Source organism: Arenibacter aquaticus (genome assembly GCF_003957295.1).
Taxonomy (GTDB): domain Bacteria; phylum Bacteroidota; class Bacteroidia; order Flavobacteriales; family Flavobacteriaceae; genus Arenibacter; species Arenibacter aquaticus.
On the sequence record NZ_RQPJ01000015.1, the window covers coordinates 1 to 18,124 of the forward strand.

General features: G+C 40.2%; 12 protein-coding genes, 5 tRNA genes and 1 pseudogene. 1 reads left to right on the top strand and 17 read right to left on the bottom strand.

The window, feature by feature from the left end; translation table 11 throughout:
- Positions 1-1,588, bottom strand: a pseudogene (locus tag EHW67_RS14955) (hypothetical protein); the annotation flags it as partial.
- Positions 1,589-2,222: 634 nt separating this feature from the next.
- On the opposite strand from EHW67_RS14955, the gene EHW67_RS14960 reads away from it, so the two are divergent.
- Positions 2,223-3,812 (top strand): peptide chain release factor 3, encoded by a 1,590-nt coding sequence (locus EHW67_RS14960; protein ID WP_126163201.1) that lies wholly within the window; start codon positions 2,223-2,225, stop codon positions 3,810-3,812.
- An 85-nt stretch (positions 3,813-3,897) separates the two neighbouring features.
- Here EHW67_RS14960 and EHW67_RS14965 read toward each other — a convergent pair whose 3' ends face one another.
- The 16 genes from EHW67_RS14965 to hpf all read right to left on the bottom strand — a co-directional run bounded on the left by EHW67_RS14965 (position 3,898) and on the right by hpf (position 18,120).
- Positions 3,898-4,209, bottom strand: a complete 312-nt coding sequence (locus EHW67_RS14965; RefSeq protein ID WP_126163202.1) for a DUF3467 domain-containing protein — start codon at positions 4,207-4,209, stop codon at positions 3,898-3,900.
- 109 nt (positions 4,210-4,318) lie between these two features.
- Positions 4,319-8,617: a DNA-directed RNA polymerase subunit beta' gene (rpoC, locus tag EHW67_RS14970; protein WP_126163203.1), complete on the bottom strand. Its 4,299-nt coding sequence runs from the start codon at positions 8,615-8,617 to the stop codon at positions 4,319-4,321.
- A 62-nt stretch (positions 8,618-8,679) separates the two neighbouring features.
- Positions 8,680-12,489, bottom strand: coding sequence for a DNA-directed RNA polymerase subunit beta (gene rpoB / locus EHW67_RS14975; RefSeq protein ID WP_126163204.1), 3,810 nt, complete (start codon positions 12,487-12,489; stop codon positions 8,680-8,682).
- A 133-nt stretch (positions 12,490-12,622) separates the two neighbouring features.
- Positions 12,623-13,003, bottom strand: coding sequence for a 50S ribosomal protein L7/L12 (rplL, locus tag EHW67_RS14980; protein ID WP_126163205.1), 381 nt, complete (start codon positions 13,001-13,003; stop codon positions 12,623-12,625).
- A gap of 53 nt (positions 13,004-13,056) precedes the next feature.
- A complete protein-coding gene (gene rplJ / locus EHW67_RS14985; RefSeq protein ID WP_126163206.1) occupies positions 13,057-13,572 on the bottom strand; it encodes a 50S ribosomal protein L10 in 516 nt (171 codons plus the stop codon).
- Positions 13,573-13,594: 22 nt separating this feature from the next.
- Positions 13,595-14,284: a 50S ribosomal protein L1 gene (gene rplA, locus EHW67_RS14990; RefSeq protein ID WP_126163207.1), complete on the bottom strand. Its 690-nt coding sequence runs from the start codon at positions 14,282-14,284 to the stop codon at positions 13,595-13,597.
- A gap of 20 nt (positions 14,285-14,304) precedes the next feature.
- Positions 14,305-14,742 carry a 50S ribosomal protein L11 gene (rplK, locus tag EHW67_RS14995; RefSeq protein WP_126163208.1) on the bottom strand — a complete coding sequence of 146 codons (438 nt, stop codon included), beginning with the start codon at positions 14,740-14,742 and terminating at the stop codon, positions 14,305-14,307.
- A 69-nt stretch (positions 14,743-14,811) separates the two neighbouring features.
- Positions 14,812-15,363, bottom strand: coding sequence for a transcription termination/antitermination protein NusG (gene nusG / locus EHW67_RS15000; RefSeq protein ID WP_126163209.1), 552 nt, complete (start codon positions 15,361-15,363; stop codon positions 14,812-14,814).
- A gap of 11 nt (positions 15,364-15,374) precedes the next feature.
- On the bottom strand, positions 15,375-15,563 hold the full coding sequence (secE, locus tag EHW67_RS15005; protein ID WP_126163210.1) for a preprotein translocase subunit SecE: 189 nt from the start codon (positions 15,561-15,563) through the stop codon (positions 15,375-15,377).
- A 93-nt stretch (positions 15,564-15,656) separates the two neighbouring features.
- A tRNA-Trp gene (locus EHW67_RS15010) sits at positions 15,657-15,729 on the bottom strand.
- A gap of 119 nt (positions 15,730-15,848) precedes the next feature.
- Positions 15,849-17,036, bottom strand: a complete 1,188-nt coding sequence (gene tuf / locus EHW67_RS15015; RefSeq protein ID WP_126163211.1) for an elongation factor Tu — start codon at positions 17,034-17,036, stop codon at positions 15,849-15,851.
- A 54-nt stretch (positions 17,037-17,090) separates the two neighbouring features.
- Positions 17,091-17,162 (bottom strand) — tRNA-Thr (locus EHW67_RS15020).
- Positions 17,163-17,340: 178 nt separating this feature from the next.
- A tRNA-Gly gene (locus EHW67_RS15025) sits at positions 17,341-17,413 on the bottom strand.
- Between the two features lie 90 nt (positions 17,414-17,503).
- Positions 17,504-17,585: transfer RNA gene (locus EHW67_RS15030), tRNA-Tyr, on the bottom strand.
- A 61-nt stretch (positions 17,586-17,646) separates the two neighbouring features.
- Positions 17,647-17,720, bottom strand: a tRNA-Thr gene (locus EHW67_RS15035).
- A 97-nt stretch (positions 17,721-17,817) separates the two neighbouring features.
- On the bottom strand, positions 17,818-18,120 hold the full coding sequence (hpf, locus tag EHW67_RS15040; RefSeq protein WP_126163212.1) for a ribosome hibernation-promoting factor, HPF/YfiA family: 303 nt from the start codon (positions 18,118-18,120) through the stop codon (positions 17,818-17,820).
- Positions 18,121-18,124: the final 4 nt, after the last annotated feature.

The following is an 18,124-nucleotide window of genomic DNA, read 5'->3' on the forward strand; positions in this document are numbered from 1 at the left end:
CATCCAAAGGATCCGTACCATCAGTGGTCTCATCTTCATTGGTCACTCCGTCGCCATCGCAATCTGCCGTTAAGTAATCACCGCTCTGTGGCAAGGTTATACTATCTGGATTATAGTCGCAGGGATCCTGGGGATCCGTACCGTCCGTGGTCTCATCCTCATTGGTAACCCCATCGCCGTCACAGTCCACGGCGTTCCAATCTGTGGAAGTGGGCTGGGTTTGGTGTTCGGCCATATAATCACAGCCATCCAAAGGATCCGTACCATCAGTGGTCTCATCTTCATTGGTCACTCCGTCGCCATCACAATCTGCCGTTAAGTAATCACCGCTCTGAGGCAAGGTTATACTATCTGGATTAAAGTCACAAGGATCCTGGGGATCCGTACCGTCCGTGGTCTCATCCTCATTGGTAACCCCATCACCGTCACAGTCCACGGCATTCCAATCTGTGGAAGTGGGCTGGGTTTGGTGTTCAGCCACATAATCACAACCATCCAAAGGATCCGTACCATCAGTGGTCTCATCTTCATTGGTCACTCCGTCGCCATCACAATCTGCCGTTAAGTAATCACCGCTTTGAGGCAAGGTTATACTATCTGGATTATAGTCACAGGGATCTAGGGGATCCGTACCGTCCGTAATCTCGTCTCCGTTGGTCACCCCATCACCGTCACAGTCGGCATTCTTCCACTCGGTAGAGGGGGAACAGTTCTGATGGGCAACGATCAAATCACAGCTATCAAAAGGATCGGTATCGTCATCCAATTCTTTTTCATTGGTCACCCCGTCACCGTCACAGTCGGCATTCTTCCACTCTGTAGAGGGAGAACAGTTCTGATGGGCAACGATCAAATCACAGCTATCAAAAGGATCGGTATCGTCATCCAATTCTTTTTCATTGGTCACCCCGTCACCGTCACAGTCGGCATTCTTCCACTCTGAAGAGGGGGAACAGTTTTGATGGGCAACGATTAAATCACAGCTATCAAAAGAATCGGTATCATCATCCAATTCTTTTTCATTGGTCACCCCGTCACCATCACAGTCCGCATTCTTCCACTCGGTAGAAGGAGAACAGTTTTGATGGGCAACGATTAAATCACAGCTATCAAAAGGATCGGTATCATCATCCAATTCTTTTTCATTGGTCACCCCGTCACCATCACAGTCCGCATTCTTCCACTCGGTAGAGGGGGAACAGTTTTGATGGGCCACAATTAAATCACATGGATCGTTTTTATCGGTACCATCCTGAATCTCTTTTTCATCCGTAACCCCATCCCCATCGGTATCCACAGGAGGAATAATGGAGATGTCATTTATACCTGCCTCCATTTTTAGGTTGGCATCCACAACAGAATAACCCATTTGAAAGGATGAAAAATAGCGCTCCTTTTCAGCAAGATGATGCTCAAGGGTATGTGATTTTATAACAACGGCATCAGTCTCCACGCCATTGTTGACGGAAGAAAATTCCATTGAAGCCCCTTTAAATGAGGAACCCATTATAAAAACAAAAAAAACGGTTATAAGTGAAATATAACGAATAGTTAACTTTCGAAATTTCACAAAAGTAATTTTCTCCATAAATGATAGTTTTACTGCAACTAATCACCATGGCTAGATAGGTACTGTATGTAGTAAGAAGTTAGGGCAACTTCAAATATAAATGCAAGATATGCTTAAAATACCAATACTCATAAGGATTTTGAGTGGTAAATCACAGAAAATCTGCCAACAACAATATTACTCGACAAAGTGTTAAAAAAGATTATGTTCATCTAAAAATAACCACCGTTCATCTGTTGTAAAATCCTACAAAAAATTCAATATATTTATGTTTTTTCTTACTTTCCAATTCCAACATTTCCTCAAAATAAATACTATTACGGCTTCCCTGAATTCCATTAAGGCCTGTCACAATCACCATTATTTTGACCCACATGTTAACAATTAAAACAAACTATTATAATTATTTAATTATAAATAAGCATAGTTGGATAGGTCTCAAAACTGAGATTCAATCCCTTTCCCACACCTGTTAATATTGGAGCCTAGTTAGTTTACGTCCGTCTAAATAACCATCAAAGGAGCACTTAATTAGAGATTAATAAGACCTAAAATGCAGTATACCACAATTTATAATTTCAAAACCCTATTTAGCCGGAAATGGTCGTTGAAAAAATTAATTTGACTTATTTTTGCCGAAATTAAACTATCAATGGGTTTTAGGGACGAAATAGAGAGAAGAAGGACTTTCGGGATAATATCCCACCCCGATGCCGGGAAGACTACCTTAACGGAAAAGTTGCTGTTATTTGGGGGGGCCATACAGGAAGCGGGTGCTGTAAAGAACAATAAAATAAAGAAAAGTGCAACCAGCGACTTTATGGAAATTGAGAAGCAACGAGGAATATCTGTTGCTACTTCCGTTCTGGCATTCATCTACAGGGATAAAAAAATAAATATCCTTGATACTCCTGGTCATAAGGATTTTGCCGAGGACACTTTTAGGACCTTAACCGCTGTAGATAGTGTTATTGTAGTAGTTGATGTTGCAAAAGGGGTGGAGGAACAAACCGAAAAGTTAGTGGAGGTTTGTAGAATGCGGAACATTCCAATGATTGTCTTTATAAACAAACTGGACAGGGAAGGTAAGGATGCATTTGACCTATTGGACGAGGTTGAACAAAAGCTGGGACTATCTGTGACCCCTTTGAGTTTCCCCATTGGAATGGGATATGACTTTAAGGGTATTTACAATATTTATGAAAAGAACATCAACCTCTTCAGTGGGGATAGTAAAAAAAATATTGAGGACACTATTGCCTTTGACGATATTAACAGCCCACAACTAGAAGAGTTTATTGGGGAGAAAGCAGCCAATGAACTTAGGGAAAACCTTGAGCTTGTTAACGGAGTATACCCACCGTTTAGCACGGAGGATTATCTTAAAGGAACACAGCAACCTGTATTTTTTGGTTCTGCCCTTAACAATTTTGGGGTAAGGGAACTTCTAGATTGTTTTATAGACATTGCGCCCTCGCCACGGGCAAAAATGGCCGAAGAACGCTTGGTACAGGCCGATGAAAAGAACTTGACAGGCTTTGTATTTAAAATACATGCCAATATGGACCCTAAACACAGGGATAGATTGGCCTTTATAAAAATTGTCTCTGGAACATTTGAACGGAATAAACCCTATCTACATGTACGTCAGAATAAAAAATTAAAATTCTCCAGTCCAAATGCCTTCTTTGCTGAAAAAAAAGAGATAGTGGACATTTCCTATCCTGGCGATATAGTTGGACTACATGACACAGGAAATTTTAAGATAGGTGACACCCTAACGGAAGGTGAATTGCTACACTATAAAGGTATCCCTAATTTCTCTCCCGAACATTTTAGATATATCAACAATGCCGATCCAATGAAAGCCAAACAGCTTTACAAAGGTATAGATCAATTGATGGATGAAGGTGTTGCCCAGTTATTTACCTTGGAAATGAACAACAGAAAGGTAATAGGAACTGTTGGCGCCCTTCAATTTGAGGTAATCCAATACCGACTGGAACACGAATACGGTGCTAAATGTACTTATGAAAATTTCCCGGTCTACAAGGCCTGTTGGGTAGACCCACAAGATAACAACAGTGAAGAATTCAAGGAATTTAAAAGGGTTAAACAAAAATTCCTGGCCATGGACAAACGGAAACAGCTTGTGTTTTTGGCTGATTCCCAATTCTCCCTTCAGATGACCCAACAAAAATACCCAAATGTAAAACTACATTTTACCTCCGAGTTTGATTAAATAAAGGGTATACCATAAAAGTAAAGGGAACAAAGAATGGCTTAAAACAAAAAACCTTCTGCAATTGTGCAGAAGGTTTGTTGTTTTAAGCTTCACCGGTAGGTCCAAAATTTAAGGGAATTGGCGGTTGCTCATAATCCTTTATGGTACCATGGGTCTGTTCAAAGCGACTAACATTATCGCTCAATGCTTTAAGGAATTTCTTAGCATGCTGTGGCGTAAGTACTATTCTACTCTTAACCTTAGCCTTGGGCGCACCCGGCATCATACTAATAAAATCCACTACAAACTCAGAGACAGAATGGTTAATGATAGCCAAGTTGGAGTATATTCCCTCGGCTGTTTTTTCATCCAATTCTATATTTATCTGTTTTTGTTTTTGATCTTTATCGCTCATTCTAAAAATGATTATCTATTATTTACCTTTCAATTAAAACGACCCAAACATTGGCGGTCATATATAGCAAAAAAAAAAACCTCGGTGCTGTACACCGAGGTTTATTATATTAGAATTTCAATTCTTCTTTTCGGGCCATGATTTCATCGTATTCCTCTTTGGAGCCTACGATAATATTTTCATAATCTCTCATTCCCGTACCTGCAGGTATTTTATGACCTACAATTACGTTCTCTTTCAAGCCTTCCAAGGTATCTACCTTACCACTAACCGCGGCTTCGTTCAATACTTTGGTTGTCTCTTGGAAAGAAGCTGCCGAAATAAATGATTTAGTCTGTAAGGACGCTCTTGTTATTCCTTGAAGTATTGGGGTTGCCGTAGCTGCAATAGCATCTCTGGCAGAAACCAAATTCTTATCGTTACGTTTAAGAATAGAGTTTTCATCCCTTAATTCCCTGGCACTAACAATCTGACCTGGTTTTAAGTTTTCTGAATCCCCAGCTTCCTCAACTACCTTCTGTCCAAAAATCTCATCGTTCTCACGGATAAAATCATCCTTGTGAACCAATTGATTTTCCAAGAAAATAGTATCACCCGGATCTTCTATACGCACTTTACGCATCATTTGACGTACAACTACTTCAAAATGCTTGTCGTTAATTTTCACCCCTTGCAAACGATATACTTCCTGTACTTCGTTAACCAAGTACTGCTGAACAGCTGAAGGTCCTTTTATTGCCAGGATATCCTCTGGTGTAATTGAACCATCGGACAACGGCATACCTGCACGTACATAATCATTTTCCTGAACAAGGATCTGATTGGATAGCTTAACCAAGTATTTCTTAACCTCGCCCAATTTGGATTCAATGATAATCTCACGATTACCTCTTTTTATCTTACCAAATGATACTACCCCGTCTATCTCGGAAACAACAGCTGGGTTAGATGGGTTACGCGCTTCGAACAATTCGGTAACTCTTGGAAGACCCCCGGTAATATCACCAGCCTTAGCCGATTTACGTGGTATCTTAACCAAGATCTTTCCTTCTTTGATCTTATCGCCATCATCAACCATAATATGTGAACCAACCGGAAGGTTATAAGACCTCAATACTTCATCCTTATCGTTCTTGATCAACAATGTAGGAATCAATTTCTTATTTCTGGATTCAGAAATAACCTTCTCTTGGAAACCAGTCTGCTCATCAATCTCAACTTGGTATGTGACCCCTTGTTCTATATTCTCATAAGCGATTTTCCCAGGGAATTCCGAAACAATAACCCCGTTATATGGATCCCAAGAACAAACAAGCTCACCTTTTTCAATTTTAGCTCCGTTCTTGATAAACAATTGGGAACCGTAAGGAATGTTATTGGTACTTAGGGTTATTCCTGTTTTAGGATCAACTATTTTAATCTCAGAAGTCCTGGATATCACGATTTCAGAATCCTTTCCTTCTCCGTCCACGCCGGTTACAGTTCTTAGATCCTCTATTTCCGCAATACCTGCAAATTTGGATTCCAATTTATTATCCTCAGAGATGTTCCCTGCAATACCCCCAACGTGGAAAGTACGCAAGGTAAGCTGTGTTCCTGGCTCCCCAATAGATTGGGCGGCCACAACACCAACAGCTTCTCCTCGTTGAACCATCTTATTGGTAGAAAGGTTTCTTCCGTAACATTTACCACAGATACCCTTTTGGGCCTCACAGGTAAGTGCAGAACGCACCTCTATTTTCTCTACGGGCGATGCTTCTATCTTCTTAACGTCAGATTCCATAATCTCCTGACCTGCAGTCAACAGCAATTCTTGGGAAATTGGATCATATACATCATTAAGGGCTACCCTACCTAAAATACGCTCTCCTAAGGTTTCAACTATTTCTTCGTTCTTTTTAAGCGCCTCAACCTCTACACCTCTTAATGTTTCACAATCTTCTATATTGATAATAACATCTTGGGAAACATCCACCAAACGACGTGTAAGGTAACCTGCATCCGCCGTTTTCAAGGCCGTATCCGCAAGTCCTTTACGGGCACCGTGGGTAGATATAAAATATTCAAGAATGGATAGACCTTCCTTAAAGTTGGATAGGATGGGGTTTTCTATAATCTCCCCACCACCGGCAGTAGATTTCTTAGGTTTTGCCATCAATCCACGCATACCGGTCAACTGACGGATCTGCTCTTTAGAACCCCTTGCCCCAGAATCCAACATCATATACACAGAGTTGAATCCTTGCTGATCTTCACGGATACGCTTCATAGCCAATTCCGTTAACATGGCATTGGTAGAGGTCCAAACATCAATCACCTGATTATAACGTTCGTTATTGGTGATAAGCCCCATGTTATAGTTGGCCATAATACCATCAACCTGTCCGTTTGCATCGGCAATCATCTCGTGTTTCTCTGGTGGGATAATAATATCTCCCAAACTAAAGGACAATCCACCTTTAAAAGCGAATTCATATCCCATAGTCTTTATCTTATCCAAGAAATCAGCTGTTGTAGGTACATCGGTAACACCTAATATATTACCAATAATATCCCTAAGCGACTTCTTGTTCAATACCTCATTGATATATCCTGCCTGCTCTGGCACTACCATGTTAAACAATACCCTACCTACTGTGGTTGGTATAATCTGATAGACCAATTCTCCTGCCTCATTAAAATCTTTCGCCCTTACTTTAATTCCTGCGTTAAGGTGCAATCTACCCTCATTAAAGGCAATTACCACTTCTTCATCAGAGTAGAAAGTTAGTCCCTCTCCCTTAACAGGTACTTCTGGGGTAGACTTTCTTTCCTTGGTCATATAATACAGACCCAATACCATATCCTGTGATGGTACGGTAATAGGCGAACCATTGGCTGGATTCAAAATATTGTGAGATGCCAACATTAGAAGCTGGGCCTCCAAAATAGCCTCTGGTCCCAATGGCAAATGAACCGCCATCTGATCCCCATCAAAATCCGCGTTAAATGCCGTACAAACCAATGGATGCAAGCGAATTGCCTTACCTTCTATCAGTTTTGGCTGAAATGCCTGAATACCCAATCTATGCAACGTAGGGGCCCTGTTCAATAGTACAGGGTGTCCTTTTAATACATTTTCAAGAATATCCCAAACCACGGGCTCCTTCTTATCTATAATTTTCTTGGCAGACTTCACTGTTTTTACAATACCCCTTTCAATCAACTTACGAATTACAAAAGGTTTGTAAAGTTCGGCAGCCATATCTTTTGGCAATCCACATTCAAACAACCTCATTTCAGGTCCAACAACAATTACCGAACGAGCCGAATAATCTACACGTTTACCCAAAAGGTTTTGACGGAAACGTCCTTGCTTTCCCTTTAAGGAATCGGAAAGTGATTTTAACGGTCTATTGGATTCCGTTTTTACTGCAGATGCCTTACGTGTATTATCAAATAAAGAATCTACAGCTTCCTGAAGCATACGTTTCTCATTTCTAAGAATCACCTCTGGTGCCTTTATCTCCACCAATCTTTTTAGACGATTGTTTCTGATAATAACCCTTCTATACAAATCGTTAAGATCCGAAGTTGCAAAACGCCCTCCATCCAAAGGAACAAGGGGACGCAATTCCGGTGGAATAACAGGTATTACCTTCATGATCATCCAATCTGGCTTGTTTTCCCTGTTTTCCTGAGATTCCCTTAAGGCTTCTACAACCTGAAGCCTTTTAAGGGCCTCTGTCTTACGTTGCTTGGAGGTTTCGGTATTGGCCTTGTGCCTTAACTCATAAGACAATTGGCTCAAGTCTATTCGCTCTAAAAGATCGATTAGACATTCCGCTCCCATTTTAGCAATAAATTTATTGGGATCGGTATCCTCCAAATATTGGTTTTCTTGTGGAAGGGTTTCCATAATGTTAAGGTATTCCTCTTCACTCAAGAAATCCATTTTCTGAATTTCCTCACCATCTGGCCCCTTGGCAATACCTGGCTGAATTACTACATAGCGCTCGTAGTAAATAATCATATCCAATTTCTTGGAAGGCAAACCTAAAAGGTAACCGATTTTATTTGGTAGCGAACGGAAATACCAGATATGGGCAACAGGAACCACCAAATTAATGTGTCCTACCCTATCCCTACGTACTTTTTTCTCCGTTACTTCTACCCCACAACGATCACAAACAATACCGCGGTAGCGTATTCTCTTGTACTTACCACAGGCACATTCATAATCCTTTACAGGACCAAAAATACGCTCACAGAAAAGACCGTCCCGCTCAGGTTTGTGCGTTCTATAGTTAATAGTTTCAGGTTTTAAAACCTCACCTCTTGACTCTGCCAAAATAGCTTCTGGAGATGCCAACCCGATGGAAATTTTATCGAACCTTTTAATGGTATTATTATCTTTTAGTCTAGCCATAACTATATTCTGATACTAATTTAATTCTAATTGTTTGGAATAGTGTTCAAATCCTATTCTCGTTATTCTTCCAATCTAATATCCAAACCTAATCCCTTAAGTTCGTGCATCAATACATTGAAAGATTCTGGCAAACCAGGTTCTGGCATAGTCTCACCCTTAACGATAGACTCGTAAGTTTTGGCCCTACCAATTACATCATCCGATTTAACGGTCAATATTTCCCTCAGGGTTGCAGAGGCACCGTATGCTTCCAAGGCCCAAACTTCCATTTCCCCAAAACGCTGACCACCAAACTGGGCTTTACCACCCAATGGTTGCTGTGTAATAAGAGAATATGGTCCAATGGAACGTGCGTGCATTTTATCATCTACCATATGTCCTAATTTCAACATATAGATAACACCAACGGTTGCTGGCTGATCAAAACGCTGCCCTGTACCACCGTCAAATAAATAAGTATGTCCAAATCTTGGAATACCTGCTTCATCGGTATAGGCATTGATCTCCTCCAAAGTGGCTCCGTCAAAAATTGGGGTCGCGTATTTCTTTCCTAATTTTAGACCGGCCCATCCAAGAACAGTTTCATAAATCTGTCCAATGTTCATACGGGAAGGTACCCCTAACGGATTCAATACGATATCCACCGGAGTCCCGTCTTCTAGGAAAGGCATATCCTCATGACGTACAATTCTGGAAACGATACCTTTGTTTCCGTGACGACCTGCCATTTTATCACCAACTTTAAGTTTACGCTTTTTGGCAATATATACTTTAGCCAATTTCATAATACCTGCTGGCAATTCATCACCCACAGAAATGGTAAACTTATCCCTTCTAAGATTTCCTTGAAGGTCGTTTAATTTAATCTTATAGTTATGTAAAAGATCTGCTACCAAGGCATTACAATCCTTATCCGTAGTCCAACTTCCGCCAACCAAGTGGGCAAAATCGTCAACAGCATTAAGCATTTTCATGGTATATTTCTTTCCTTTTGGAAGTACTTCCTCTCCAAGATCGTTCAATACTCCTTGGGAAGTTTTACCATTCACCAAAGTGAAAAGCTTTTCTACCAATACATCTTTTAACTGTTGGAATTTTACTTCGTATTCCAACTCTAACTTAGCCAGTTCTTCCTTGTCTTCGGAACGTTTACGCTTATCCTTTACCGATCTAGAAAACAACTTTTTATCTATAACAACACCTCTTAGCGATGGGGAAGCCTTCAATGAGGCATCCTTAACATCACCAGCTTTGTCACCAAAGATGGCCCTTAATAATTTTTCTTCAGGAGTTGGGTCAGATTCTCCTTTCGGCGTAATCTTACCTATTAGGATGTCTCCAGGTTTTACTTCGGCACCAATACGGATCATTCCGTATTCATCCAAATCCTTGGTTGCCTCTTCGGAAACATTGGGTATATCATTGGTAAGCTCTTCAGCACCCAATTTTGTATCCCTTACTTCCAAGGCATATTCATCTACGTGTATGGAAGTAAAAATATCCTCACGTACTACTTTTTCTGAAATAACAATAGCATCCTCAAAGTTGTAACCTTTCCACGGCATAAAGGCCACGACCAAGTTTCTACCCAATGCCAATTCTCCACTTTCCGTTGCGTATCCTTCACAAAGAACCTGGCCTTTTTTAACCTTGTACCCCTTCTTTACAATAGGCTTAAGGTTAATACTTGTACCCTGGTTGGTCTTTCTAAATTTAACCAACTCATAGGTCTTGGAATCCTCTTCAAAACTTACCAATCTTTGCTCTTCGGTACGGTCATATTTGATGGTGATCTTTTGCGAGTCAACATACTCTATAACACCGTCTCCTTCTGCATTGATCAATACCCTGGAATCTGAAGCTACCTGACGTTCCAAACCAGTACCTACTATTGGTGAATCTGGCTTCAATAATGGAACTGCCTGACGCATCATGTTAGATCCCATCAAGGCCCTGTTGGCATCATCATGTTCCAAAAAGGGAATCAAGGAGGCAGAAATGGAGGCAATTTGGTTTGGCGCCACATCGGTATATTGAATTTCCGCTGGGTCTACAACTGGGAAATCGCCTTCTTCCCTGGCAATTACTTTCTCTGCAGTAATAGTGCCCTTTTCATCCATAGGAATATTTGCCTGGGCAATCTTCATTCCTTCCTCTTCTTCGGCACTTAAATAGGTAAATTCATTAATATCTACCGCCCCGTCCTCTACCTTGCGATAAGGTGTTTCCAAGAAGCCCATTGGGTTAACCTTGGCAAAAACTGATAGAGAGGAAATAAGACCAATATTTGGTCCTTCAGGTGTTTCAATAGGACAAAGTCTTCCGTAATGCGTGTAGTGAACATCACGCACCTCAAAACCTGCTCTTTCCCTAGACAAACCACCAGGCCCCAATGCGGATAACCTTCTCTTATGTGTAATTTCTGCCAATGGATTGGTCTGGTCCATGAACTGGGATAACTGGTTGGTCCCGAAGAAAGAGTTGATCACCGATGACAAAGTCTTTGCGTTGATCAAATCTATTGGGGTAAACACTTCGTTATCACGTACGTTCATACGCTCACGGATGGTTCTGGCCATACGTGCAAGACCAACTCCAAATTGCTGGGACAATTGTTCACCAACTGTCCTAACCCTACGATTGGAAAGGTGATCAATATCATCAATCTCCGCTTTGGAGTTGATCAACTCGATCAAATATTTTATAATGGTAATGATATCTTCCTTGGTCAAGACCTGCTTGTCCATTCCAATATCCAATCCCAATTTTTTGTTCATTCTATAACGCCCAACCTCACCTAAATTATAACGTTGATCGGAAAAGAACAATTTATCAATAATTCCACGTGCAGTTTCCTCATCGGGCGGTTCTGCATTACGCAATTGACGATAAATATGCTCTACAGCTTCTTTCTCAGAGTTTGTAGGATCTTTTTGAAGGGTGTTATGGATAATGGCATAGTCGCTCTGTGCATTATTCTCTTTGTGCAAAAGAATAGTCTTCACATCAGCTTCCAATATCTCATTTATATGATCTTTTTCCAATATAGTATCACGGTCAAGGATAATTTCGTTCCTTTCTATAGAAACCACTTCACCGGTATCCTCATCCACAAAATCCTCGTGCCATGTATTCAATACTCTAGCAGCCAATTTACGGCCCAAAACTTTTTTAAGTCCGGCATTGGATACTTTAACTTCTTCAGAAAGGTCAAATATTTCCAAAATATCCTTATCCCTTTCAAAACCGATCGCTCTAAACAGAGTGGTTACCGGTAATTTTTTCTTTCTATCAATATAGGCATACATCACCCCATTGATATCTGTTGCAAATTCTATCCAGGAACCTTTGAACGGAATAACCCTGGCAGAATATAATTTGGTTCCGTTAGCGTGGAAAGACTGACCAAAGAAAACTCCGGGAGAACGGTGTAACTGAGAAACTACAACTCGTTCTGCTCCATTGATAACAAAAGTACCACTTGGAGTCATGTAAGGTATGGTCCCTAGGTAAACATCCTGTACAATAGTCTCAAAATCCTCATGTTCGGGATCTGTACAATATAATTTAAGTCTTGCCTTTAAAGGAACACTATAGGTAAGTCCACGCTCTATACATTCTTGGATGGAATATCTAGGTGGATCAATAAAATAATCTAAAAATTCTAATACGAACTGGTTCCTTGTGTCTGTAATGGGAAAGTTTTCCATGAAGGTGTTGTACAAGCCTTCATTGCCCCTTTCGTCAGATTTAGTTTCAAGCTGGAAAAAATCTTGAAATGATTTAATCTGAATGTCCAAGAAATCCGGATAATTCGGCGTGTTCTTAGCGGATGCGAAACTTATTCTTTCAGTCTGATTTGTGAACATCTATGGACAAAATTTTGATCGTGAATACTATAACTGGGTAGTGTACACCTCTATACACTGTATGTATAAAAAGGCTTAGGTCTAGCCACAAAAAGCGGAAAGACCTAAACCAAAATAATAATGGTTGTTGCTACTATTTAAGCTCAACTTCTGCTCCTGCTTCTTCCAAAGATTTTTTGATTCCTTCAGCTTCGTCCTTAGCAATACCTTCCTTAACGGCTTTTGGTGCGCTATCAACGATGTCCTTAGCATCTTTTAATCCTAAACCAGTTAATTCCTTAACCAATTTAACTACAGCCAATTTAGAAGCACCGGCCGCTTTCAAGATAACATCAAATTCTGATTTTTCTTCGGCAGCATCACCACCGTCAGCAGCACCGCCACCAGCAGCAACAGCAACTGCAGCAGCTGCAGGCTCTATACCGTATTCTTCTTTTAAAATATCAGCCAACTCATTTACTTCTTTAACTGTAAGGTTAACCAATTGTTCTGCGAAATCTTTTAAATCTGCCATTTTTCTATCGTTTAATAAAATTTTAAAATATAATTGTTTTTAGTGCGTACGTATTATTTTTCTGATAATGTCTTAAGAATACCGGCAAGTTTACCTCCACCAGATTTAAGTCCAGAAATAACATTTTTGGCTGGAGACTGTAACAATCCAATAACCTCGCCAATCATTTCCTCCTTAGACTTAATGCTTTCTAAAGCATTCAATTGATCATCACCAATATATATTGCCTCGGCAATGTATGCCCCTTTCAACAAAGGCTTATCGGCCTTCTTTCTAAAGGCTTTGATAAGTTTTGCAGGTGCGTTTCCGGTTTCCGAAAACATCAAAGAAGTATTCCCCTTCAATACAGTGGAAAGATCACCGAAATCTTTTTCCGAAGCTTCCATTGCCTTTGCAAGCAATGTATTCTTAACTACAGCAAGTTTTATATCTGCCTTATAACAAGCCCTTCTCAAAGCCGATGTTGTTTCGGCATTCAATCCGGAAATGTCTGCTAAATATATAGTAGAGCTATCCCCTAACTGTGCAGTTAAATCTTGTATAACATTTAATTTTTCTTCTCTTGTCATAATAAAAATTTTTAACTACCAGTTAAACTACTTTTGGATCTAATGCTACACTAGGGCTCATAGTACTGGACATGAAAATAGTTTTCACATACACGCCTTTTGCCGCTGCTGGCTTTAATTTCACCAAGGTATCCAATAGTTCATTGGCATTATCAGCTATTTTTTCTGCAGAGAAAGAAACTTTCCCTATAGCCGCATGCACAATACCTGTCTTATCTACCTTGAAATCTATTTTACCAGCCTTTACCTCAGAAACCGCTTTGGCCACATCCATGGTCACCGTACCGGTTTTAGGGTTTGGCATAAGACCTCGTGGTCCCAGCACCCTACCTAAAGGTCCTAATTTACCCATAACGCTTGGCATAGTGATGATAACATCAACATCGGTCCAACCGCCTTTAATTTTATCCAAATATTCGTCCAATCCTACAAAATCAGCTCCAGCCTCTTTGGCTTCAGCTTCTTTGTCCGGTGTTACCAAAGCCAAAACCTTAACATCCTTACCAGTACCATGGGGAAGTGTAACTACACCACGTACCATTTGATTGGCTTTTCTAGGATCTACACCCAAACGTACCGCCAATTCAACAGATGCGTCAAATTTTGTATTGGTTATTTCTTTTACTAAAGCAGAAGCTTCCTGTACATTATAGAGTTTGTTCTTATCTATTTTACTGTGGGCTTCCTTTTGCTTCTTTGTTAATTTTGCCATTCTAAATTGCTTTTAAGATTTTAAAAAGGTCTAGTGCCTGAAACTTTTAAACCCATAGATCTAGCTGTACCCGCTACCATACTCATAGCCGATTCTACCGTAAAGGCATTTAAATCAGCCATTTTGTCTTCAGCGATCAACTTTACCTGATCCCAAGATACACTCGCTACCTTGTTTCTGTTAGGCTCGCCAGATCCTTTTTTAATCTTAGCCGCTTCCATTAACTGAACTGCCGCCGGCGGTGTCTTTACGACGAAGTCGAACGACTTGTCTTTATAAACCGTGATCGCAACCGGTAATACTTTACCAGCCTTGTCCTGTGTACGCGCATTAAATTGCTTACAGAACTCCATAATGTTGACCCCGGCAGCACCTAAAGCGGGTCCAACCGGTGGCGACGGATTCGCTGCACCTCCCCTAACTTGTAGTTTAACTACTTTACTTACTTCTTTTGCCATTGTTTAAAATTAAATTTAAAGGGTGTTAAATTGGAAGCAACACCACTTTTAACCATGTAACAGTTCTTATTAAATTTTTTCTACCTGCATATAGCTGAGCTCCAACGGGGTCTTTCTTCCAAAGATTTTCACCATTACCTCTAGCTTACGCTTCTCTTCGTTTATTTTTTCTACGGTTCCATTAAAACCATTAAAAGGTCCATCTATTACCTTTACGGTTTCACCAAACACAAATGGTATGGCGACACTGTCGGTTTTAACCGCCAATTCATCCACCTTACCTAACATTCTATTTACCTCAGACTTCCTCAATGGCACAGGGTCTCCCCCTTTTGTCTCTCCTAAAAATCCGATTACATTGGTAATAGAACGAATAATATGTATCATTTCCCCACCAAGATTGGCCTTGATCATGATATAACCTGGAAAATAAACACGTTCCTTGTTTATTTTTTTACCGTTACGTATCTGAACCACTTTTTCGGTAGGCACCAAGACCTCCTCTAAATAATCTTCAAAACCAAGTCTGGCAACTTCCGCCTCTATATAACCTTTAATCTTGTTTTCTTGACCACTTACAGCTCTTACAACATACCATTTTTTATCCAATACTTCTGACATACAGCGCTCTATTAATTGATTATGTTACTGAAATAAAGTTGTATCAACTTACTAAACAAACTATCAACGCCCCAAGTCGCCAACGCAAAAAGTATAGAAAATACGGCAACGATTACCATTAAGTTGGAAGACTCCGCCCTAGAGGGCAAAGTGACATTATTCTTAAGTTCGTCTATAGATTCCTTTATATATGTAAACATGCTGCGAAAGATTTATTTTCTTAACTATATAATAAAGGTCCCCACAAAAACTGACCAAATCATCCGAATCAGAAAAAAACCCATTATATTTTGCACGGGCGGAGAGGCTCGAACTCCCGACACCTGGTTTTGGAGACCAGTGCTCTACCAACTGAGCTACACCCGTATTTACTGCACCCATACCAATTTAACATTGAAATAGGATACAGCCTCTTATATTTACATTGAAAGGTATCCCGCTTTAGCAAGACACCCTCAATGTAAATTATACTATACTAAATATTATTAGTCTAATACTTTGGTAACCTGACCTGCACCAACTGTTCTACCACCTTCACGGATCGCAAAACGCAAACCTTCATTAAGTGCAATTGGAGACAACAAATCAACTGTAATTGTAAGGTTATCACCAGGCATAACCATCTCAACTCCACTAGGAAGATTAATAGTACCTGTAACATCTGTAGTTCTTACATAGAACTGAGGACGATAGTTATTGTGGAATGGAGTGTGACGTCCACCTTCTTCTTTTTTAAGGATATACACCTCAGCTTCAAATTTAGCGTGAGGAGTAACAGAACCTGGCTTACAGATTACCATCCCTCTTTTTATTTGAGATTTCTCAATACCTCTCAAAAGGATACCAACGTTATCACCAGCCTCACCTCTATCCAATATCTTACGGAACATTTCAACCCCTGTAATGGTAGAAGCCAATTTTTCTGCACCCATACCGATAATATCAACCGCATCACCAGTATTGGCAACTCCAGTTTCTATACGACCCGTAGCAACAGTACCACGACCAGTAATAGTAAATACATCTTCAACAGGCATCAAGAAAGGCTTATCAACATCCCTCTGTGGCAATTCGATCCAGTTATCAACAGCTTCCATCAACTCCATTACTGTATCAACCCACTTTTGCTCACCATTAAGTGCACCCAGAGCAGATCCAGAAATAACAGGTCCGTTATCCCCATCATACTCATAGAAAGAAAGCAATTCCCTTACTTCCATTTCAACCAACTCCAACAACTCCTCATCATCAACCATATCCACTTTGTTCAAGAATACCACGATTCTTGGAATACCAACCTGACGACCCAATAGGATGTGCTCACGAGTCTGAGGCATAGGACCATCAGTAGCAGCAACAACCAAAATAGCTCCGTCCATTTGCGCAGCACCAGTAACCATGTTCTTTACGTAATCCGCGTGACCTGGACAATCCACGTGAGCATAGTGACGGTTCGCAGTAGAATATTCTACGTGAGAAGTATTAATTGTAATACCTCTTTCCTTTTCTTCAGGAGCGTTATCGATAGAATCGAAACTTCTCAATTCAGAAAGTCCTGCGTTTGCCAATACTGTAGTAATCGCAGCAGTCAATGTAGTTTTACCGTGATCCACGTGTCCAATAGTACCTATATTCAAATGCGGTTTGGAACGATCAAATGTTGCCTTTGCCATGTTTGTTAAATTTAATTCTTAGTTTATATTAGTGTACAAATAATGCCTTACTTGAGCCAATGATGAGATTTGAACTCATGACCTCTTCCTTACCAAGGAAACGCTCTACCCCTGAGCTACACCGGCATCTTTAATTTTAACCCTTGGGCCAGGCCCAATTAAAAACTACAACCCTTAACCCAAAGTCAAAGAGCGTTGACGAAGTTACCCCCGGCCCCGCTCTGGACAGAATTCTCAAAATCCAGTCCATTTAATTCTAATTGCGCAAAGCCCCATCAAAGGAGCTTTTGCTATTAAAATTTTGAGCGGGAGACCGGGTTCGAACCGGCGACATTCAGCTTGGAAGGCTGACGCTCTACCAACTGAGCTACTCCCGCTTTTTAATTTTTAGGCAAACCTAAAAATTTATTTCATAATTTCAAAAAATTCTTTTTGTATTTTCATACAAAGACCATTTTAAGCCTTAGTGGGGAGAGCAGGATTCGAACCTGCGAAGACGTAGTCAGCAGATTTACAGTCTGCCCTCGTTGGCCGCTTGAGTATCTCCCCGAACCATTAATTTCAATTTTTAAAGAACTTAAGAAAACATTACATCTTCTTTTCATTTTCGAGCCGATAGAGGGACTCGAACCCACGACCTGCTGATTACAAATCAGCTGCTCTAGCCAGCTGAGCTACATCGGCTTTTGTTACTTTTTTCTTCAAAAAAAAGTCCGCTATTTCTAACGGACTGCAAATGTAGATATTTATTTAAATATTCAAAACATTTTTTTGATTTTTTTTACGCATAAAGCCTAATTTTTTCTTTTCGTTTTACCAATTTCCTTTCCAACGAGCTGCAAGCCATATCAATAGCCTCTTCAAAGGTCTTACATTGTTTTTTTACAACAAATCTATCTTTTGGCACCTGTACCTTGATTTCAACAATCTTATTTTCTTTGGAACTGGTATTTTCAACCTTCAAATAGACGTCAGAACTTATTACCTTGTCATAAAACAATTCCATTTTATTCAACCTGGATTGAACAAAATCAATAAGTTTTCCGTCAGCATTGAAATTTACCGATTGTGTGTTTACTTTCATAGAA